The organism is Paracoccus sp. TD-10 (assembly GCF_048270675.1).
GTDB classification, from domain to species: domain Bacteria; phylum Pseudomonadota; class Alphaproteobacteria; order Rhodobacterales; family Rhodobacteraceae; genus Paracoccus; species Paracoccus pantotrophus.
Genome location: NZ_CP182418.1, coordinates 187205 through 207500, shown reverse-complemented (window position 1 = coordinate 207500; position 20296 = coordinate 187205). Strand labels below are relative to the sequence as shown.

The following is a 20296-nucleotide window of genomic DNA, read 5'->3' as shown; positions in this document are numbered from 1 at the left end:
TGATAGGGACGCCGCCGCACCGCCTCGGTCAGCACGCCGCCCTCGTCATAGCCGACATAGCCCGGAGGCGCGCCGATCAGCCGCGCGACCGAATGCTTCTCCATGAACTCGGACATGTCGATGCGGACCATGGCGCTGTCGTCGTCGAACAGGTATTCGGCGATCGCCTTGGTCAGCTCGGTCTTGCCGACGCCGGTCGGGCCCAGGAACAGGAAGCTGCCCAGCGGCCGCTTGGGATCGTTCAGCCCGGCCCGCGCCCGGCGCACGGCGTTCGACACCGCCGTCACCGCCTCGGACTGGCCGATGACGCGCTTGCTCAGCACGTCCTCCATCTTCAACAACTTCTCGCGCTCGCCCTCCAGCATCTTGCTGGTGGGAATGCCGGTCCAGCGTTCCACCACCTCGGCGATCTGCTCGGGGCGGACGGTCTCCTCGACCAGCAGGCCGTCGTTATGGCCCTCGGCCTCGGCCAGCTGCCGCTCGAGTCCGGGGATGATGCCATAGCTCAACTCACCCGCACGGGCCAGGTTGCCCTCGCGCTTGGCCTGGTCCAGTTCGGCGCGGGCACGGTCGAGCTGCTCCTTCAGCGTGCGCGAGCCTTCCAGCTTGTCGCGCTCGGCCTGCCAGCGGGCGGTCAGCGAGGCGGATTTCTCCTGCAGTTCCGACAGCTGCTTCTCCAGCTTCTCCAGCCGGTCCTTGGAGGCGGCGTCGTCCTCTTTCTTCAGCGCCTCGGCCTCGATCTGCATCTGCAGGATCTGCCGATCGAGCTGGTCCAGCTCCTCGGGCTTGCTGTCCACCTCCATGCGCAGCCGGCTCGCGGCCTCGTCCACCAGGTCGATGGCCTTGTCGGGCAGGAAGCGGTCGGTGATGTAGCGATGCGACAGGGTCGCCGCCGCCACCAGCGCGGCGTCGCTGATGCGCACGCCGTGATGCAGCTCATACTTCTCCTTGATGCCGCGCAGGATGCTGATCGTGTCCTCGACCGTCGGCTCCTCGACCATGACCGGCTGGAAGCGCCGGGCCAGCGCCGCGTCCTTTTCGATATACTTGCGGTATTCGTCCAGCGTGGTGGCACCGACGCAATGCAACTCGCCCCGCGCCAGCGCCGGCTTGATCAGGTTCGCGGCATCCATGGCGCCGTCGGTCTTGCCGGCGCCGACCAGCACATGCAGCTCGTCGATGAACAGCACGATCTCGCCGGCGGCATCCTCGATCTCCTTCAGCACCGCCTTCAGCCGCTCCTCGAACTCGCCGCGATATTTCGCGCCGGCGATCAGGGCACCCATGTCCAGCGCCCAGAGCTGCTTGTTGCGCAGGCTTTCCGGCACGTCGCCGTCGATGATGCGCAGCGCCAGCCCCTCGGCGATGGCGGTCTTGCCGACGCCGGGCTCGCCGATCAGAACCGGGTTGTTCTTGGTGCGGCGCGACAGCACCTGCATGGCGCGGCGGATTTCCTCGTCCCGGCCGATGATCGGGTCGATCTTGCCCTCGGCCGCGGCCTCGGTCAGGTTTCGGGCGTATTTCGACAGCGCCTCATAGCTGTCCTCGGCGCTGGCGGTGTCGGCCGTCCGGCCCTTGCGGACGTCGTTGATGGCGCCGTTCAGCGCCTGCGCCGTCACCTTGCCGGCCGCCAGCGCATCGCGGGCATTGGTGTTGACGATGGCAAGCGCGGTCAGCACCCGCTCGGCGGGCACGAAACTGTCGCCGGCCTTCTTGGCCAGCTTCTCGGCCTCGTCCAGCACCCGCACCATCGAGGGATCGACATAGACCTGCCCCTGCCCGCCGCTGACCTTGGGCTGCTTCGCCACCGCCTGGTCGACGGCCTGGCGCACGGCCTGGGCATCGCCGCCGGCCCGCGCGATCAGGTTGCTGGCAAAGCCCTGGTCGTCATCCATCAGCGCCTTGAGCAGATGCTCGGGCATCACGCGCTGGTTTTCCTCGCGGATGGCGATGGTCTGCGCCGCCTGCAAAAAGCCCCGCGACCGTTCCGTGAACTTTTCCATATCCATATGAAAATCCTTTCCTCAGCCCCCGCTTTGGATCGCCCGCATTGGCACGATCCGGCTCGGGTCTTGCCAGTCACATGGGCAGGAACAAACGGGGTTTCAAGACAGAGGGTTCCCGCCTATAAGCGGCCCGTTTGTCGCAGGCTGAGGTGGAACATGGACGACCGTCTGATCGTGGCGCTGGACGTGCCGAACGCGCTGGCCGGGCTGGAACTGGCCGAAAGGATCGGCGACGCCGCCAGCTTCTACAAGATCGGCCTGGGCATGCTGACCGGCGGCGGCCTGGCGCTGGCCAACGAGCTGAAACAGGAACATGGCAAGCGCATCTTCCTGGACATGAAGTTCTTCGACATCGGCGCCACGGTCGAGGCGGCGGTGAAAGGCATCGCGCAATACGACCTGGATTTCCTGACCGTGCATGGCGACCCGCATGTGGTCAGGGCGGCAAAACAGGGGGCAAGCGGCTCGGGGCTGAAGATCCTGGCGGTGACCATCCTGACCTCGCTGGACCGCGCCGACCTGGATGCCGGGCTGATCGTGCCGGGCGACGTGGCCGAGATCGTGGCGACCCGCGCCGCCCGCGCCTTCGAGGCCGGGGCGGACGGCGTCATCGCCAGCCCGCGCGAAGCAGCCCTGATCCGCGCCCTGCCCGAGGCGGCGGGCCGGCTGATCGTGACCCCCGGCGTGCGCCCGGCGGGCAGCGATGCCGGCGACCAGAAGCGGATCGAGACCCCGGCCACGGCCATCGCCAGCGGCGCCGACCATATCGTCGTCGGACGGCCGATCTGGCAGGCCGCGGACCCGCGCGCCGCGGCTCAGGCGATCCAGGCCGAACTGGCCGGGCTGTGATCAGCCGAAATTGCGCTGCATGACCGGCGCCAGATCCTCCCGCGCCGCCGTGGCGCGGGCGATGGACCAGACCTTGGGCGCATGGCCCTCGAACCATTCCGGGCCGGGCTTCCAGTTGGTCATCACCGCCAGGTAGATATCCAGCGCCGAGAACCGCTCGCCCAGGAACCAGGGCGCGCCCACCACGCCTTCAACGGCGGCCCAAAGCTGCTGCAACCGCGCCGTGGTGGCATCGCCCAACTCCTTTTGCGCCGCCGGGTCGCTCAGGAACCGCGCCGGATCGTCGCCAAAGGTAAAGCAGGGATAGACCTGCGCCACCAGGAAGATCAGCCAGCGCAGGAAACGCGGCCGCTCGGCGGCCCCGGCCTCGGGCACCAGGTCGTCCCTGCCCGTCATGTCGGCCAGGTGCAGCGTGATCGCCGCGCTTTCCGACATGACCCGGCCATCGGGCAGGATCAGCACCGGGATCTGCCCCGCCGGGCTGATCCGCATCAATTCGCGTCTGGCGGCCGGGTCCAGGAACAGATCCGCGACCTCGACCCCCTCGGCATCGAGCCCGTAATGCGCCAGTTGCGCCTCGACGATGGCCGAGCCCCAGCCGTTGCGACGATAAAGCTGCATGCGGGACATGGCTGCCCTCCTTGCTGCGGGTGGCCCGATCATGCACGCCGCGGGGCGATTCTCAAATCCCGCAGCCGGCACCGGCAAGGACAAGCCGCACTCGGTCGCGGAAATGCGGCACGGCGCGCGGATGGGCGACGAATTCCGCAACCGGCATCATCCGCCATTCCTGCCCCTCGCCGCCAAAGCGGATCGCCGCGATCTCGGCCGCGGTGATCGTGCCGGAAAACAGCCAGGACAGCCGACCGGGCTCCGAGACCGAGGGAAAGGCCCGCCCCGCCAGCCGCCCGGCCGCAAGGCGCAGCCCGAATTCCTCGTCCAGTTCGCGCAGGGCGCATTCGACCGGCGACTCGTCCGGCTCGGCCCCGCCGCCGGGCAGATCCCAATGCGCCGGAAAGGGGATCCAGCCGTAATCGTCGCGCAGGCAGGTCAGCAGGCACGCGCCATGGGTCAGCACCAGCTTGGCGCCGGCAAAGCCTAGTTGTCGTTGATGTCGCGGGTCCAGCGCCGCACCTCGCCGCGGTTCTTGCCGAAGATGCGCCGCAACGCCAGCCAGATCACCCCGGTCAGGACCGCCGTGACCACCAGCGCCATCGGCAGCCCGCCGGGCCACAGGCCCAGAAGCAGCGCCAGCCCCATCAGCAGCACCGCGCCGGCCAGGCCCAGGAAGAACCAGCCCGGCAGCGCCAGTTCCACCGCCGCCAGGATCAGCGCCGCGATGATCCAGATCCAGCCGTTCGCCCAGCTCATTTGCCACCCCGCAGCATGCGGAAGGCGTCGCCCAGCGCCTCGACGGCCGAGGCGGGGACGATCACCGTCTGCTTGCCCTGCCCCTTGCCGACCTCGGCCAGCACATCGACCTGGCGCATGGCGACCTGGTATTGCGCCGCCTCGATCCCGCCCTCGCGGATCGCGGTGGCGATGGCCGCGGTGGCATAGGCCTCGGCATCGGCCAGCAGGCGCTTCGCCTTGGCCTGCTGCTCGGCGGCGTAAAGATCGCCGTCGGCGGCCAGTTCCACGGCGCGGCGGCGGCCCTCGGCCTCGGTCACCTGGGCGCGGCGGGCGCGTTCAGCATTCAGCTGTTGCAGCATGGCGGCCCGCGTCGCCTCGTCCAGGTTGACGTCCAGAATCTCGGCCCGCGTCACCTCGATGCCCCAGTCATCGACGATATTGGCCAGCGCGTCGCGGATGCGCTCGATCAGCTGGGCGCGGTTCGACTGCACCTGGTCCAGCTCCATCGCGCCGATTTCCGAGCGCACGATCCCCGCCACCGTGGTGGTGATCGCCGCATCCACGTCGCGGATGCGATAGACGGTCTTTTCCGGCTCGATGATGCGATAGAAGACGCTGGTTTCCACCTGCACCAGCACGTTGTCGGCGGTGATCGCATCCTGGCGCGAAGTCGGCAGCTGGCGTTCCAGCACCGAGATCCGATGCGCCACCCGGTCGAGGAAGGGAACGATGAAATTGATCCCCGGCCCCAGCACCGCATGCAGCCGGCCGAAACGCTCGACGACGTATTTTTCCGATTGCGGGACGATGCGGACGGCGCGGCTGACGGCGAACAGGATCACCACCGCCAGCACGATCAGGGCGATGTTCTGGCCGATCATCTCGGCGATTTCGGGCGGCATCGCATTTCCTTTCCTTGGTCACTCGGCGGCGAAGGCCGCGTCGCTGGCATCCGGGCGCAGCCGCGCCAGCCGGGCGACGACGCGGCCAAAACGGGTCCGGAACAGCTCGAAATCCGGGCGCGGCTCGATCCGCCCCTCGTCCATGTAGAGCGAGCGGTCCAGTTCCAGTTGCACGACATGGACATTGTTGCGCGGCCGGCCATAGGTCTGGGTGATATAGGCGCCGGAAAAGGGCGAGTTGCGCCGCAGCCGGAAGCCCTCGGCCGCCACCGCCTCGGCCACGCCGGCGCTGATCCGCGGCGCGGCCGAGACGCCGTTGCGGTCGCCCAGCACCATGTCGGGGCGCGGGCGCGGCAGATGGGTCAGCGCATCGCGCGGCATGGAATGCATGTCGATCAGGATGGCGCCGCCGAACTGCGCCACCGCCTCGTCGATCAGCGCCGAAAGCGCCCGGTGATAGGGATGCCACAGCCGGGCGATGCGGCTTTCGGCCTCGGCCCGCGGGATCGGCCGGTCGTGGATGACGCGCCCCTGCGAGACGACGCGGGGAATCACCCCCAGCCCCGCCATGATCCGCGGATTGCTGATCCCCGGCGCGGCGCCCGACACCACCAGGGGGTCGATCTCCTCGGGGCCGCGGTTCAGGTCCACCACGCAGCGCGGCACCCGCGCGGTCAGCATCATGGCGCCATGCTCCAGCGCCGGAGCGATCAGCCGGTCCACGAAGGCATCCTCGGACGAGCGCAGCTGCTGCGCATCCAGCCGCGATTCGGCCAGGAACCAGTCGGGATAGGCGCGGCCGGAATGCGGCGAGGCAAAGATCACCCCGCCCAGCCACGATTGCGGCCGCATCAGATCGAAGGTCGGCTCTTCCCTGGTCATCCTGGCTTTCCCCGGCGGCGCAGACGGCGCCATTCTGGACGGTCGAGACAGGAAGATTTATAAACCATGATCGAGGAAGGCCAATAGCCGTCGATTGAGGGCTTGAAACCCCTGGGCGAGGTGGCTATAGACACGCCGATCCAGGCGATCTGGCGGCGCAGGCCGGCAGAATCACCTGACGGGGGGCGGTTAGCTCAGCGGTAGAGCACTACGTTGACATCGTAGTGGCCACTGGTTCGATCCCAGTACCGCCCACCATTCATTTCGCGCCCCCGAGGCTTTTTCGGGGGTATTTCGTTTTCAAGGCGCGACCTAGCGATGCGCCGCGATAGGAGAAGACCGATGAAGGTTCGCAATTCGCTCCGCTCGCTCAAGAGCCGCCACCGTGACTGCCAAGTCGTGCGCCGCAAGGGCCGCATCTACATCATCAACAAGACCAACCCGCGCTTCAAGGCCCGCCAGGGCTGAGAACGGCCGGTCGGCTGAATCCCGGAACGCCCGCAGGCCCTGTGCCGCGGGCGTTTTCGCATTTCGGCCCTGGTGCGCAGCAAGTGGGGGCTGACTGCCCCCACACCCCCGTGGATATTTCCACAAGGAAGAAGATGGGAAGCGCGACAGGGCCGACCCGCCGTCAACGCGGCAGGGATCCGGGCGAGATCCTTGGGCCACCGCAGCGGTCCGGCAGGATCGCCGCGGCGGCGCGGCAGGGGGCGGCGCGCAAACCGCGGACAGATGCCGGCGAGTGGCTGGCTGGCGGCAAGCGTTCACTCCCCCAGTCGGAGCAAGGCGGCACGGCGCATGCCCTGGCCCAGGGCGGCCATCGGTGCAAGCAGCACGAACCCCGCGAAGGAAATAAGCACCGCCAGCTCGCCTTGCAGGCGTTGCAGGGCACCTGCGCCGCGATGCAGCCCCTGCCGGCATGACGAAGGCGCGATGCTTCCCGTTGTCAGCGACTAGCGCAGGACATCCGCCAGCAGGCCCGAGATCGTCTGCCGGGTGACATAGCCGGTGACGCGCAGGTTGCGCGCCGCCTGGTAGCGGCGCAGCGCCGCGCGGGTTTCCTCGGTGAACTCGCCCTCGGCCGGCCCCGGCTGCATGCCGGCGGCGCGCAGCCGCTCCTCGATCAGGCGGCGGGTCGCGGGGGTGAGGTCAAGCCCCGCCTCTTCGCGCCGCGCCGCCTCGACGCCGGCGCGCAGGGTGGCAAGGCGTTCCCGCGCGGCCGGCGCATGGATGCCCGAGGGGAAGCGTTCCAGATAGGTCTCATAGGCCGCGGCCGAGCCCTGGCGGCGGGCCCAGCGCCATGTCGCCTCGTCGCCATGGGGGGCGTCGCGACCGGTGCCGGCCCCGGCCAGCTGGCGTCGCGCCGCCTCGGCATGGATGCCCTGGGGATAGCGGTCGAGATAGGCGCGCAGCCCCCCCGCATCGCCGCTTGCGCCGCTTTGCCGCCAGAAGGCGCGATCCTGGGCGGCGGCCTCGGTGGCGCGGCCTTCGGCCTGCTCGGCGATCATCCGCACCTGCGGCCCGGTCAGGTGGCCGGTGACGGCCAGCCCGTTGGCGCGCTGCCAGCCCGAAATCGCCAGGCGCGTGCGCGGGCCGAAGACGCCGTCGGCCGCGCCCGGCTGCAGGCCAAGCCGGGACAGGTGGCGCTGAACGGCCGCCCGGCCGGCCGGGCCGAGGGAAAGCGCCTGTTCGGCCGCCACCGCCGGCGCGGGCTGCGAGGCGGGCCTTGCGGGTGGGACGGGGCGCAATTCGGCCAGCCGCTTGTGGGCGGCGCCGGCATGGGGCCCGGCGGGAAACTGCTTCAGATAGGTCGCATAGGCGGCGGCCGTATCGGTCGCGGCAGCCAGGCTCCAGGCGGCGCGGTCGGCATGGCGCACCCCCGGCGCACGGCCGATCTGCGCCAGCCTGTCGCGCGCATCCGCGGCGTAGATCCCCTGCGGAAAGCGCGCCAGATAATCCCGATAGGCCAGGGCGGTATCTGCCACCGCGGCCTCGGCCCAGGCGTCGCGGTCATCGGCCAGGGCGTCGGCAGCCTTGCGCGGCGGCACCGGGCGCAGGTCGCCTGCAGCCTCGGGCAGCAGGGAAAGCGCCCGGCCGGCGCTGGCCTGGGCCAGCGTCGCCCCGTCCAGCAGCCGGGCCAGGGCGCGGGCGCCGGCCTCGGGCGGGCCGGCGACGACCGAGACCCCGGCCGGCGGCCGAAGCGCGCCGATGCCGTTTTCCAGCCCCGGCCGGTGCGGCATCTGCTGCGCATCGGTGCCCAGGATCAGCACCGCGCCCGGATCGCCCCCCGCCATCAGCCGCATGACCAGCGACAGCGGCACGCCCTGCCCCCCGGCCGCCGCCGGGCCGGGCGTATCGGCATCGGTGCCCATGAACCAGGTTTCCTCGGCATCATGCAGGAAGCGGCCGTTCAGCGCCACGATGCGCGCGCCGGGATCGGCATCGGCGCGGGCCAGCGATTCAAGCAGCCGGCGCAGCGGCCGGGCCTCGAGATCGAGGCCCTGCTGGGTGGTGAAGCCCGCCTCGCGCAGCGCCTTTGCCAGCGCCATGGTATCCGAGCCGGCCAGGTCGGGGGCGCTGCGATAATCGGCATTGCCGATGATGACGGCGCGATTCTCGGCCCAGGCGGGCGCGGCCCCGACCAGGGCGGCAAGCAGGACGGCAGCGATGCGCATCGGGCAACCTCATTCCGGGGGGCCGGAATCAGTCGTAGCTGCGCCGATCCTCGATCACCTTGCCGTCGTTCGGCAGCGAGCCCGGCGCAACCAGTTCCACCCGGCCGCGAAGTTTCAGTGTATCCAACACCGTTCCTTCGTATCTTGCCGCATCATCGGCCCCGGTTTCCAGCAGCACCGTCATCACATCCATGTCCCCGGCGCGGTCTGCGACCACACGAGCGCGTGAGATTTCCGGGTGGCGGGCCACCAGCGCCGCCACCTGCTCGGGGCGCACGAACATGCCCTTGATCTTGGTGGTCTGGTCGGCGCGGCCCATCCAACCCTTGATGCGCATGTTGGTGCGCCCGCAGGGGCTGGCCCCCGGCAGCACCGCCGAAAGATCTCCGGTGGCAAAACGCAGCAGCGGATAATCCGGGTTCAGCGTGGTGACGACGACCTCGCCCACCTCGCCATCCGGGACCGGGGTGCCGGTGCCGGGGCGGACGATCTCGACGATCACCCGCTCATCCACGATCATCCCCTCCATGGCCGGCGATTCATAGGCGATCAGGCCCAGGTCGGCGGTGGCATAGCATTGCGTCGTGGCGATGCCGCGATCCGCGTAACCCTGCCGCAGGCTGGGAAACAACGCCCCGCCCGAGACCACGGCGCGGGTCAGGCGCAGCCGCTCGCCCAGTTCATCGGCCTTGTCGAGCATGATCTTCAGGTAATCCGGCGTTCCGGCATAGACGGTGGTGCCGATGTCCGCCGCGGCGCGGACCTGCAATTCGGTCTGGCCGGTGCCGGCCGGCAGGGTCGCGGCCCCGACGGCGCGGGCGGCGCTTTCGAACATCATCCCCGCCGGCGTCAGGTGATAGCCGAAGCAGTTGTGGACGATATCGCCCCGGCCCACGCCCGCCGCATGCAGGAAACGCCCCAGCCGCCACCAGTCCTCGCCGCGCCGGCCGGGCTCGTAGATCGGCCCGGGGCTCTGGAAGACATTCTCGAAATCCGGAGCCGGCCGGGTGGTGAAGCCGCCAAAGGGCGGCATGGCCTTTTGCGCGGCCGAGAGTTCGGATTTGCGGATCACCGGCAGCCGGGCCAGCGCCTCGCGCGTGGTGATCCGGCCGGGCTCGACATCGCCCAGAAGGCGCGCCAGCCCCGGCGCCGTGCCGGCGCGGGCGACGGCGGCGGGCAGTTCGGCCGCCAGCCATGATGCCCGCTCGTCGGCGCTGCGGGTTTCAAGCTTGTCATAGAATGCCATGGGGGTGCCTTTCTGCGCTCAGGCCAGCCAGCGCTTGCGCCGGCGATAGGACCGCACGTCGCGAAAGCTCTTGCGGCCCTGGTCGGACATGCCGAGATAGAATTCCTTGACGTCCGGGTTCTCGCGCAGCGCATCCGCCGGCCCGTCCATCACCACCCGGCCGCTTTCCAGGATATAGCCGTAATGGGCATAGCGCAGCGCGACATTGGTGTTCTGCTCGGCCAGAAGGAAGGTCACGCCCTCGCCCTCGTTCACCGCCTTCACGATCTCGAAGATCTGCTCGACCAGCTGCGGCGCCAGGCCCATCGAGGGCTCGTCCAGCAGGATCGTCTCGGGGCGCGACATCAGCGCCCGGCCCATGGCGCACATCTGCTGCTCGCCGCCCGAGGTATAGCCGGCCTGGCTTTTCCGGCGCTCCTTGAGGCGGGGGAAATAGGAATAGACCATCTCGAGATCGCGGGCGATGGCGGCGCGCCCGTCGCCGCGGGTATAGGCGCCGGTCAGCAGGTTCTCCTCGATGGTCAGGTGCTCGAAGCAATGACGCCCCTCCATCACCTGGATCACGCCCTTCCTGACCAGGCTGGCCGGGTCCAGCTCCTGCACCCGTTCGCCGCGATAGCTGATCGTGCCCTTGGTGACCTCGCCGCGCTCGGAATGCAGCAGGTTCGAGATCGCCTTCAGCGTCGTGGTCTTGCCCGCGCCATTGCCGCCCAGAAGCGCGGTGATGCCGCCCTTGGGCACCGACAGGCTGACGCCCTTCAGCACCAGGATGACGTGATTGTAGATCACCTCGATATTGTTGACCTCAAGCAGGGTCTCGCGTTGCGGCGCGGCGTCGAACATGGACTTTCCCTCCAGGCGCGGGTGAAAGGCCCCGGCGGCGGACCGCCGGGGCAAGGGATCAGCAGCGCGGCGAGATGCCGGCTTCCTTGGCATAGGCCTCGCTGTCTTCCAGGATCAGCGGGTCCAGCACCTCCTGGTCCGGCTCGGTGAACTCGGTGATCAGGCTCCACTTGCCGGCCGAGGCGTCCCATTGCTGCAGCCGCGCCATGCCGCTGCCGCCGTGGTTGTCGCAGGTCATCTTGATCTCGGGACCGAAGTCCGGCAGGCCCAGCTCGGCCAGGCGCTCGGGCGTGATGTCCAGCGCCTCGAACCCGTCGCGCAGCTGCGCCGGCGTGATCTGCGGCGTGCCGGCCAGTTCCTGCGCCTTCTTGATCGCCTCGGCAATCACCACCGCCGCATACATGCCGCGCGAATACAGCACCGAGCCGACGAACTGCCCGCCCTGCGAGGCCTTGCCCGGCTCGATGACATGTTTCTTCATGTCCTCATAGATCGGGTAGTCCATGCCGACGCCGTGGAAGGTCAGCGCCTTGTAGCCGTTGGCGCCGGCGCCCACCGGCTTCACGTCCACTTCCGAGCCCGACCAGTAGGTGCCGATGAAATTCTCCATCGGGAAACGGATGTTGGCGGCCTCCTGGATGGCGGTCTGGTTCATCACGCCCCAGCCCCACATCAGCACGTAATCCGGCTTGTCGCGGCGGATTTGCAGCCATTGGCTCTTCTGCTCCTGGCCGGGCGGATCGACCGGCAGCTCGGTCAGGGTGAAGCCGTGCTTCTTGCCAAGCTCCTGCAGGGTGCGGATCGGCTCCTTGCCATAGGCCGAGTTGTGATAGACTAGCGCGATCTTCTTGCCGTTCAGGTCGCCGCCGTTCTGGTCCAGCAGATACTTGATCGCCACGCTGGCACCGTCCCAGTAGTTCGCCGGGGCGTTGAACACCCATTCGAAGACCTTGCCGTTCTTGGCCGAGGTCCGGCCATAGCCCGGCGTGTAAAGCGGGATCTTGTCCGCCGCGACCTTGGGGATCAGCTGATAGGTGATGCCGGTGGACAGCGGGTTATAGACCAGCGCGCCCGAGCCCTTGGTCGCCTCGTAGCACTCGACGCCCTTTTCGGTGTTATAGGCGGTCTCGCATTCCGGGGTCCGGACCCTCTCGCCGCCGATGCCGCCGTCGCGTTCGTTCAGCAGGGTGAAGTAGTCGTTGAACCCATCGGCATATTGCGTGCCGTTCGCGCCATAGGGCCCGGTGCGATAGCTGAGATTGGGCACCACCAGGTCGGCCATGGCCGGGGCCGCCGCCATGACGGCGCCCAATGCGACAGTTGCGAGTTTCAGTTTCATCTTGGTCTCCTCCCCAAGGGTTTTCTGGTCCGCCGGTTGTCCGGTCGTTAATGCGGGAACGGCCAGAGCCGCAGCTTTTCCTTCGTCAGCGCCCAGAGACGCGCCAGCCCGTGCGGCTCGACGATCAGGAAGAACACGATCAGCGCGCCGACGATCATCAGCTCGATATGGGCGGCCAGGTCGGTCGGCCAGCCGAACTGCGCCACCAGCACGTTCTTGAGAAAGACCGGCAGCAGCACCAGGAAGGCGGCGCCGGCAAAGCTGCCGAAGATGCTGCCCAGCCCGCCGATGATGATCATGAACAGCACCAGGAAGCTCTTGTTGATGCCGAAGGCCTCGCTGGCCTCGGCCGCGCCCAGGTAGACCGAGAACAGCAGCGCCCCGGCGATGCCGACGAAGAAGCTGGAGACGGCAAAGGCCGACAGCTTGGCGGTCAGCGGGTTCACCCCGATGATCTCGGCGGCGATGTCCATGTCGCGGATCGCCATCCATTTGCGCCCCACGCTGCCGCGGGTCAGGTTGCGCGCCACCCAGGCCAGAACGACGGCAAAGACAAGGCAGATCAGGTATTTCGCCGAAGCGGTGGTGGCGGGCCCGGTCACCGCCCAGCCCAGGATGGTGCGCTCGGGCGCGTTGATCTGGCCCGAGGCCGAATAGTTGTAAAACCACGGCACCTTGTTGAAGAGCCACACCAGGAAGAACTGCGCGGCCAGCGTCGCCACCGCCAGGTAGAAACCCTTGATCCGCAGGCTGGGCAGGCCGAAGAGCATGCCGACGACCGCCGTGATCGCGCCGGCCAGCACGATATGGATGACGATCGGCACGCCCGGAAAGGCGACCATCAGCTTGTAGACGGCATAGGCCCCCACCGCCATGAAGCCGCCGGTGCCCAGGCTGACCTGCCCGGCATAGCCGGTCAGGATGTTCAGCCCGATGGCGGCGATGGCATAGATCAGGAAGGGCACCAGCACCGCATTGGCCCAGTAGCTGTCGATGACGAAGGGCACGACCAGGAAGGCCACCGCCAGGATCGCGTAATAGCCCCAGCGATCCAGCCGGATCGGAAAGGTCTGGCCATCGTCGCGATAGCTCGTCTTGAAATCACCCGCCTCGCGGTAAAGCATCCGTTCCTCCCAGCGTCACGCCTTGCCCGTGGGGGCTTCGCGCCCCCACACCCCCGCGGGATATTTCTCCAAGGAAGAACGCGAGATTCCGCCCTTCTTTCTTGCCCAAATATCCCCGCCGGAGGCATAGAATCTTTTCATCGTCAGACCCGCTCGATGATGCGCTCGCCGAACAGCCCCTGCGGCCGGAAGACGAGGAAGATCAGCGCCAGCACATAGGCGAACCAGTTCTCGGTCGCGCCACCGACCATGGGGCCGACGAAATATTCGAACAGCTTTTCGCCCATGCCGATGATGAGACCGCCGACGATGGCGCCGGGGATCGACGTGAATCCGCCGAGCATCAGCACCGGCAGCGCCTTGAGGGCGATCAACGAGAGGCTGAACTGCACGCCCGATTTCGTGCCCCACATGATGCCCGCGACCAATGCGACGAAACCGGCGATCGACCAGACCATGATCCAGATGAATTGCAGGCTGATGCCCACCGACAGCGCCGCCTGGTGGTCGTCGGCCACCGCGCGCATCGCCCGGCCCTGCTTGGTATATTGCGAGAAGCCGACCAGCGCCGCCACCAGCGCCGCCGCGATGACCGCCGCCCAGATGTCCAGCCGGTCGATGAAGAAGCCGTAGCCCAGCCAGTCATCGGTCATCGCCTCGACCGTCTCGGAAATGCCCTGCGGCAGGCCGACGTCCAGCACCTTCACGTCGGCGCCCCACATCACGTCGCCGAGCCCTTCCAGGAACCAGGCCAGGCCGATGGTGGCCATGAACAGGATGATCGGCTCCTGCCCGACCAGGTGCTTCAGTACCAGCTTCTCGATGGCGATGGCGAGGCCGACCATGATCAGCGCCGTGAGCAGGATCGCCAGCAATCCCGGCACGGTCCAGCCGAAGCTGGATACATGCACGCCGAAGGCGGCGCCGATCAGATGCGCGAAGGGCACCCGGCCCTCCATGATGCCCACCAGCGTCATGGCGGCGAACAGCGCCATCACCCCCTGGGCGTAGTTGAAGACCCCCGAGGCCTTGTAGATCAGCACGAAACCCAGCGCGACCAGCGAATACATCACCCCGGCCATCAGGCCGTTCAGCAGGACTTCGCTTGCATACAGAAATTCCATCGCCGTCCCCTTATTCGTGCGCCACGCCAAGATAGGCGCTGATGACCTCGGGATTGCTGCGCACCTCGTCGGGGGTGCCGTCGCCGATCTTGCGGCCGTAATCCATCACCACCACCCGGTCGCTGAGGTCCATGACCACGCCCATGTCATGCTCGATCAGGGCGATGGTGGTGCCGAACTCGTCGTTCACGTCCAGGATGAAGCGGCACATGTCCTCCTTCTCCTCGACGTTCATGCCGGCCATCGGCTCGTCGAGCAGCAGGATCTTGGGCTCGGCCGCCAGCGCCCGCGCCAGTTCGACGCGCTTCTTCAACCCGTAAGGCAGCCGGCCGACCGGGGTCTTGCGGATGTTCTGGATCTCCAGGAAGTCGATGATCTTCTCGACCTGCTCGCGGTTTTCCACTTCCTCGCGCTCAGCCCGGCCCCACCACAGCGCCTGGCTCCAGATCGGCGCCTTCATCATGTTCAGGCGGCCGGTCATGATGTTGTCCAGGACCGACATGCCGTCGAACAGCGCGATGTTCTGGAAGGTGCGGGCAATGCCCAGCCGCGCCACCTCATAGGGTTTCATCGGGCCGCGGCGATGGCCCTTGAACCAGATCTCGCCCTCTTGCGGGACATAGAAGCCCGAGATCACGTTCAGCATCGAGGACTTGCCGGCGCCGTTCGGGCCGATGATGGCGCGGATCTCGCCCTCGCGGATGTCGAAGCTGATGTCCTTGATCGCCGTGACGCCGCCGAAGCGCAGGGTGATGTTCTTCAGGTCCATCAGCACGCCGCCGATCTGGCGGCCGTCGGCGGTGGTATAGCCTTCTTGCATGGTCATTCCGCAGCCACCTTCTGCATGGTCCGGGTCGGGAAGGTCCGGGCCTCCTCGATTTTCAGCACCGCGCGGATCTCGCCCTTGCGGCCGTCCTCGTAGGTCACTTCCGTCCGGGTGCTGACCGTATCGCGGCCGTCATAGAGCGCCGCGATCAGGTCGGCATATTTCTCGGCGATGATGTTGCGGCGCACCTTGCGGGTGCGGGTCATCTCGCCGTCGTCGGGGTCCAGCTCCTTGTGCAGCACCAGGAAGCGGCTGATCTGGCAGCCCGACAGCATCGGATCCTGCGCCACGGATTCGTTCACCGCCTCGACATGCTCCTTGATGGTGGCATAGACCTGCGGATGGCCGGCCAGCTCCTGATAGCTGGCATAGGCGATGTTGTTGCGCTCGGCCCAGTTGCCGACCGCGGTCAGGTCGATGTTGATGAAGGCCGTGCACATGTCGCGGCCGGCGCCGAACACCACCGCCTCCAGGATGTTGGGATAGAACTTCAGCTTGTTCTCGACATATTTCGGCGCGAACATCCGGCCATCGGCCATGCGGCCCACGTCCTTGGCGCGGTCGATGATGCGCAGATGCCCGGTCGCCTCCTCGAAGAATCCGGCATCGCCCGTCGCCACCCAGCCCTCGGCATCCTTGGTCGAGGCGGTGCTGTCGGGATTGTTGTAATATTCCACGAAAGTGCCGGGCGAGCGGTAGAACACCTCGCCATTCTCGGCGATCTTCAGCTCGACGCCGGGCGAGGGCACGCCGACCGTGTCCGAACGCACCTGCCCGTCCGGCTGCTGGGTGATAAAGACCGAGGCCTCGGTCTGGCCGTAGAGCTGCTTCAGGTTGATGCCGAGGCTGCGGTAGAAATCGAAGATCTCGGGACCGATCGCCTCGCCCGCCGTATAGCCGACGCGGATGCGCGAATAGCCCAGGGTGTTCTTCAGCGGGCCATAGACCAGCAGGTTGCCCAGGGCATAGCGCAGCCGGTCCAGCGCGCCCACCGGCCTGCCGTCCAGGAGCGCCGGGCCGACGCGGCGGGCGATCTCCATGTAGTGCCGGAACAGCCAGCGCTTGAAGCGGCCGGCATCCTCCATGCGGATCATCACCGAGGTCAGCTGCCCTTCGAAGACGCGGGGCGGGGCGAAGAAATAGGTCGGTCCGATCTCGCGCAGGTCGGTCATCATCGTATGCGCGCCCTCGGGGCAGTTCACGGTGAATCCGGCCCAATAGGCCTGTCCGACCGAAAAGATGAAGTCGCCGACCCAGGCCATCGGCAGATAGGCCAGCACCTCCTCGCGCTCGGTCAGGCGATCGAAGGCGGCACTGTTCCTGGCGGTCTCGATGATGTTGCGGTTCGACAGCACCACGCCCTTGGGCTTGCCGGTGGTGCCCGATGTATACAGCATCACGCAGGTATCGCCGTAGCCCAGCGCGGCGATGCGCGCGTCCAGTTCGTGGCCCAGCCGCTGCTGGGCGGCGCGGCCCTCGGCCTGCACATCCGCCAGCGCGTTCATGTGGGAGTGGTCGTATTTCCGCATGCCGCGCTTGTCGGTATAGACGATATGCTCGACCGAGGGGGCGCGGTCGCCGACTTCAAGCACCTTGTCCACCTGCTCCTGGTCGCCGCAGACCACGAAGCGCGCACCGCAATGGTTCAGCACATAGGCCATCTCGTCGGCCACCGCGTCCTGATACAGCGGCACCGGCACCGCGCCGCACATCTGCGCCGCGACCATGGCCCAGTAATGCGCCGGGCGGTTGCGGCCGATGATGGCGACATGGTCGCCCCGGTTCAGGCCCAGCACCAGAAGGCCCAGCGCCAGATCGCGGATCTCGGCCGCGGCCTCGGCCCAGGTCCAGCTTTGCCAGATCCCGAATTCCTTTTCCCGATAGGCGGGCCGATTGCCGAAGCGTTCGGCATTGCGCGCCAGCAACGCTGGAATCGACTGCAAACCGGCCTGGGCCGCCTCAGCGTTCTGCATGTATCCTCCCCTTGCCGTCAGGGCTCCTCTTCCCTCTGGCAATCGCAGCTTACTGCGGCAATTCTTGCGTCAGTTTTTCCTGAATCCTACAAATTGTTACAGGGACCGCGCAATGCCAGGAATGGGCACGCCTTCGAACGACCGGCACGCCGAACTGACCCGCTCGGGGCTGAACCTGATCCAGCAGGCGATCTCGATCTTCGACGCCGAGCTGCGGCTGGCGGTCTGCAACCGCCCCTATCAGGCCATGTTCGGCCTGCCGGACGAGCTGACCCGCACCGGCGCCACCTTCGAGGATACGATCCGCTACCTGGTGCATCGCGGCGAATACGGCCCCCAGGACGACCCCGAGGCCGCCATCCGCGAGCGCGTGGACCAGGCCCGCACCTTCCAGCCGCATTACATGGAAAGAAAGCGCGCCGACGGCCGCTGGATCTCGGTCGAGGGGGCGCCGCTCAGCCAGGGCGGCTGGATCGCGGTCTATACTGACATCACCCATATCAAGCGGCAGGAGGCGCTGCTGCGCGCCCGGTCCGAGGAACTCTCCGAACTGGTGCTGGAAAATGCCGAGCGGCTGTCGGCCGCGAACCGGGCGCTGGCCGCGACCAATGCCGCGCTGGAGGAGGCCAAGCGCATCCTGACCGAATCCGAGGCGCGCACCCGCCATGTCACCGCCATGGTCCCGGCCCATATCGCGCATATGGACCGCGACTATCGCTATACCTTCTCGAACAACCAGATCTCGATGGTGTTTCCCGGCGCGAATCGCGCGATCATCGGCTGCCAATGCGAAACGGTGCTGGGCGCCGAGACCTTCGCCCGCATCCGCCCGCATCTGGACCGCGCCATCGCCGGCCAGCCGCAGGTGTTCGAGATCACGCACCCGCCCTCGGGACGGCGCATCCGCATCGCGCTGACCCCGGACCAGAACGGCCGCGGCGTCTATATCCTGTCCACCGACGTCACCGCCGAGGTGCAGGCCCGCGAGGCGCTGACCCATGCGGCGAAGCGCGCGGTGGCGGCGCAGATGACATCCGGGCTGGCGCATGATTTCGGCAACCTCTTGACCATCATCCTGGGCCTGCAGGGACGGCTGGCCCGCGCCGGGCTGGCGCCGGAACAGGCCGAGGACGTGCAGGCCACGCTGGCCGCCGCCCGGCGCGGGGTGCGGTTGCTCGACGGCATCTCGGCGCTGACCGGACGGCGGGAACACCAGCCGCAGCCGGTCGATCTGCGCGCCATGCTGGACGACCTGGCGGCGATGACCCGGCCGACGCTGGGCGCGGGCGTCACGCTCGACACCCGATTGGGCGATCTGCCGGCGCGGGTGATGCTGGACCCCGGCGTGCTTCAGGACGTGCTGCTCAACCTGATCCTGAACGCGCGCGACGCCATGCGGGGCCAGGGCCGCATCACGGTCGAGGCCCACCCCGCCGGCAGGTGGCTGGAGATCGCGGTGACCGATACCGGTCCCGGCTTCTCGGCCGAGGCGCTGGCGCGGGCGACCGAGCCCTTCTTCACCACCAAGGGCAGCCAGGGCACCGGGCTTGGCCTGTCCATGGTCTATGACCAGATCAAGCTGGCGGGCGGCACCCTGCGGCTGGGCAATGCCAAGGGCGGCGGCGCGCAGGTGACCATCCGCCTGCCGCTGCGCGCCGCCCGCCCGCAGCTGGTGCTGCTGGTCGAGGATGACGACGCCATCCGCGCCCATATCCGCGAGATGCTGACCGCCCAGGGCCATTCGGTGATCGAAGCCGGCTCGCTCTCCGAGGCACGCGGGTTGACCGACCTGTCCGGACTGACCATGATCCTGTCCGACCTGCAACTGGGCGACGGCTCGGGCGCCGATCTGCTGGGCCACGGCCTGCCCTTGGTGCTGATGACGGCGCTACCGCCGGGCGATCCGCGCAGATCGGGGCTTGACTGCCCGGTCCTGACCAAGCCCTTTGGCGACACCGAACTGGCCGTGGCCATGGCAGAGACAGATGACTGACGCCCCCCTGATCGCCATTCTCGACGACGAACCCGAAATCCGCCGCCTGCTGTCCGCGGCGCTGGAGGAGGCGGGCTTTCGCACCATAGGCTTCGCCCGCGCCACCGAATTCGAGGCGGCGCTGCGCCGCATCCAGCCCGATGCCTGCCTGATCGACCTGGGCCTGCCCGACCGCGACGGGCTGGCGCTGGTGCACCGGCTGGCCAGCGAATCCGGCGCGGCGATCATCATCATCTCGGGCCGCGCGCAGGTGCAGGACCGCGTGACGGGCCTTGAGCTGGGCGCCGACGACTACATCATCAAGCCCTTCGAGCCGGCCGAGGTCGTGGCCCGCATCCGCGCCCGGCTGCGCAAGCCCCAGCGCGATGCCGGCCCCGGCCGCCAGCAGGTCCGCTTTGCCGGCTGGTCCGCGGATTTCGACCGCTATACCCTGACTTCGCCCGAGGGCGCAGAGACCCCGATCTCCCATGCCGAGGCCGAGGTCTTGCGGCTGTTTCTCGACAATCCGCGCCGGCTGATCTCGCGCGCGCAGATGCTTGAGACGCTGGGCGGCACGGCGGGCGAAAGCTTCGACCGGGCGATGGACGTGCGCATCTCGCGCCTGCGCACCAAGCTGGGCGAGGATCCCAAGAACCCGCGGCTGATCAAGACGATCTACGGCGCGGGCTATATCTTTCTGGCCGAACTGGGCTAGATTGCCCCCATCGTCGCGGAGATTGCCATGCCCACCGTCTATGTCCTGAACGGCCCGAACCTGAACCTGCTGGGCCAGCGCCAGCCCGAGATCTATGGCAGCACCACGCTGGCCGACGTCGAGCGCGACTGCAAGGCGTTGGGGTCCGAGCTGGGGCTGGACATCGCCTTCCACCAGTCGAACCACGAGGGCGCGATCATCGACCTGATCCACGAGGCGCGGCTGAAGGCGCAAGCCATCGTCATCAACCCCGCCGCCTTCACCCATACCTCGGTGGCGATTCTGGATGCGCTGAACGCCTTCGACGGGCCGGTGATCGAGGTGCATATCTCCAACGTCCACAAGCGCGAGAGCTTCCGCCACCATTCCTATGTCAGCCTGCGCGCCGAGGGCGTGATCGCCGGTTTCGGGGTCAATGGCTACCTGCTGGCGCTGCGCCATGTGGCGAAGCTGGTGGGATAAGGGGT

19 protein-coding genes and 1 tRNA gene (1 of these 20 only partly in view) are annotated in these 20296 nt (G+C 67.8%); 6 read left to right on the top strand and 14 right to left on the bottom strand.

Going from position 1 to position 20296, the window contains the following annotated elements; genetic code table 11:
- Positions 1-2009: the 5' portion of an ATP-dependent chaperone ClpB gene (gene clpB / locus ACNKFW_RS01055; protein ID WP_418024475.1), read on the bottom strand. 619 nt of this gene lie to the left of the window's left edge; 2009 of the gene's 2628 nt are visible here — the first part of the coding sequence; its start codon is at positions 2007-2009; its stop codon lies beyond the left edge, outside the window.
- 153 nt (positions 2010-2162) lie between these two features.
- Here clpB and pyrF point away from each other — a divergent pair, with 153 nt between their 5' ends.
- A complete protein-coding gene (pyrF, locus tag ACNKFW_RS01050; protein ID WP_418024473.1) occupies positions 2163-2855 on the top strand; it encodes an orotidine-5'-phosphate decarboxylase in 693 nt (230 codons plus the stop codon).
- Here the strand turns inward: pyrF and ACNKFW_RS01045 are convergent, their stop codons facing one another.
- From ACNKFW_RS01045 to ACNKFW_RS01025, 5 genes are read right to left on the bottom strand one after another with little or no spacing between them, the layout of a single operon-like run.
- Positions 2856-3485: a glutathione S-transferase family protein gene (locus tag ACNKFW_RS01045; RefSeq protein ID WP_418024471.1), complete on the bottom strand. Its 630-nt coding sequence runs from the start codon at positions 3483-3485 to the stop codon at positions 2856-2858.
- Positions 3486-3537: 52 nt separating this feature from the next.
- Positions 3538-3933: an NUDIX hydrolase gene (locus ACNKFW_RS01040; protein ID WP_418024470.1), complete on the bottom strand. Its 396-nt coding sequence runs from the start codon at positions 3931-3933 to the stop codon at positions 3538-3540.
- 20 nt (positions 3934-3953) lie between these two features.
- Positions 3954-4226 (bottom strand): NfeD family protein, encoded by a 273-nt coding sequence (locus ACNKFW_RS01035; RefSeq protein WP_024842879.1) that lies wholly within the window; start codon positions 4224-4226, stop codon positions 3954-3956.
- On the bottom strand, positions 4223-5110 hold the full coding sequence (locus ACNKFW_RS01030) for an SPFH domain-containing protein (RefSeq protein ID WP_024842878.1): 888 nt from the start codon (positions 5108-5110) through the stop codon (positions 4223-4225). Before ACNKFW_RS01030 ends, ACNKFW_RS01035 begins: the two co-directional genes overlap by 4 nt.
- An 18-nt stretch (positions 5111-5128) precedes the next feature.
- Complete coding sequence (locus ACNKFW_RS01025) at positions 5129-5992, bottom strand: N-formylglutamate amidohydrolase (protein ID WP_024842877.1); 864 nt, start codon at positions 5990-5992, stop codon at positions 5129-5131.
- Between the two features lie 183 nt (positions 5993-6175).
- Here ACNKFW_RS01025 and ACNKFW_RS01020 point away from each other — a divergent pair.
- A tRNA-Val gene (locus ACNKFW_RS01020) sits at positions 6176-6250 on the top strand.
- Positions 6251-6334: 84 nt separating this feature from the next.
- Positions 6335-6460, top strand: coding sequence for a type B 50S ribosomal protein L36 (gene ykgO / locus ACNKFW_RS01015; protein ID WP_024842876.1), 126 nt, complete (start codon positions 6335-6337; stop codon positions 6458-6460).
- 485 nt (positions 6461-6945) lie between these two features.
- Here ykgO and ACNKFW_RS01010 read toward each other — a convergent pair whose 3' ends face one another.
- The 8 genes from ACNKFW_RS01010 to ACNKFW_RS00975 form a co-directional block, all read right to left on the bottom strand.
- Positions 6946-8667, bottom strand: a complete 1722-nt coding sequence (locus ACNKFW_RS01010) for a peptidoglycan-binding protein (protein ID WP_418024467.1) — start codon at positions 8665-8667, stop codon at positions 6946-6948.
- A 28-nt stretch (positions 8668-8695) separates the two neighbouring features.
- A complete protein-coding gene (locus ACNKFW_RS01005; protein ID WP_024842874.1) occupies positions 8696-9913 on the bottom strand; it encodes a phenylacetate--CoA ligase family protein in 1218 nt (405 codons plus the stop codon).
- Between the two features lie 18 nt (positions 9914-9931).
- On the bottom strand, positions 9932-10756 hold the full coding sequence (locus ACNKFW_RS01000) for an ABC transporter ATP-binding protein (protein WP_024842873.1): 825 nt from the start codon (positions 10754-10756) through the stop codon (positions 9932-9934).
- Between the two features lie 58 nt (positions 10757-10814).
- Positions 10815-12095, bottom strand: a complete 1281-nt coding sequence (locus ACNKFW_RS00995) for an ABC transporter substrate-binding protein (RefSeq protein ID WP_024842872.1) — start codon at positions 12093-12095, stop codon at positions 10815-10817.
- 47 nt (positions 12096-12142) lie between these two features.
- Positions 12143-13219 (bottom strand): branched-chain amino acid ABC transporter permease, encoded by a 1077-nt coding sequence (locus tag ACNKFW_RS00990; RefSeq protein WP_024842871.1) that lies wholly within the window; start codon positions 13217-13219, stop codon positions 12143-12145.
- Positions 13220-13362: 143 nt separating this feature from the next.
- Positions 13363-14343 carry a branched-chain amino acid ABC transporter permease gene (locus ACNKFW_RS00985; protein WP_418024465.1) on the bottom strand — a complete coding sequence of 327 codons (981 nt, stop codon included), beginning with the start codon at positions 14341-14343 and terminating at the stop codon, positions 13363-13365.
- 10 nt (positions 14344-14353) lie between these two features.
- The gene (locus ACNKFW_RS00980; RefSeq protein WP_177209323.1) at positions 14354-15163 is read right to left on the bottom strand and encodes an ABC transporter ATP-binding protein; all 810 of its coding nucleotides are present in this window, start codon (positions 15161-15163) and stop codon (positions 14354-14356) included.
- Positions 15164-15165: 2 nt separating this feature from the next.
- Entirely contained in the window at positions 15166-17142 is a 1977-nt protein-coding gene (locus ACNKFW_RS00975) for an AMP-binding protein (RefSeq protein WP_024842868.1), read from the bottom strand.
- Between the two features lie 112 nt (positions 17143-17254).
- Here ACNKFW_RS00975 and ACNKFW_RS00970 point away from each other — a divergent pair, with 112 nt between their 5' ends.
- Genes ACNKFW_RS00970 through aroQ form a run of 3 tightly spaced genes read left to right on the top strand, consistent with a single transcriptional unit; the run spans position 17255 to position 20291 of the window.
- Entirely contained in the window at positions 17255-19135 is a 1881-nt protein-coding gene (locus ACNKFW_RS00970; RefSeq protein ID WP_418024463.1) for a PAS-domain containing protein, read from the top strand.
- On the top strand, positions 19128-19829 hold the full coding sequence (locus ACNKFW_RS00965; protein WP_024842866.1) for a response regulator transcription factor: 702 nt from the start codon (positions 19128-19130) through the stop codon (positions 19827-19829). Before ACNKFW_RS00970 ends, ACNKFW_RS00965 begins: the two co-directional genes overlap by 8 nt.
- Before the next feature lie 27 nt (positions 19830-19856).
- On the top strand, positions 19857-20291 hold the full coding sequence (gene aroQ, locus ACNKFW_RS00960) for a type II 3-dehydroquinate dehydratase (RefSeq protein WP_024842865.1): 435 nt from the start codon (positions 19857-19859) through the stop codon (positions 20289-20291).
- Positions 20292-20296 lie beyond the last annotated feature (5 nt).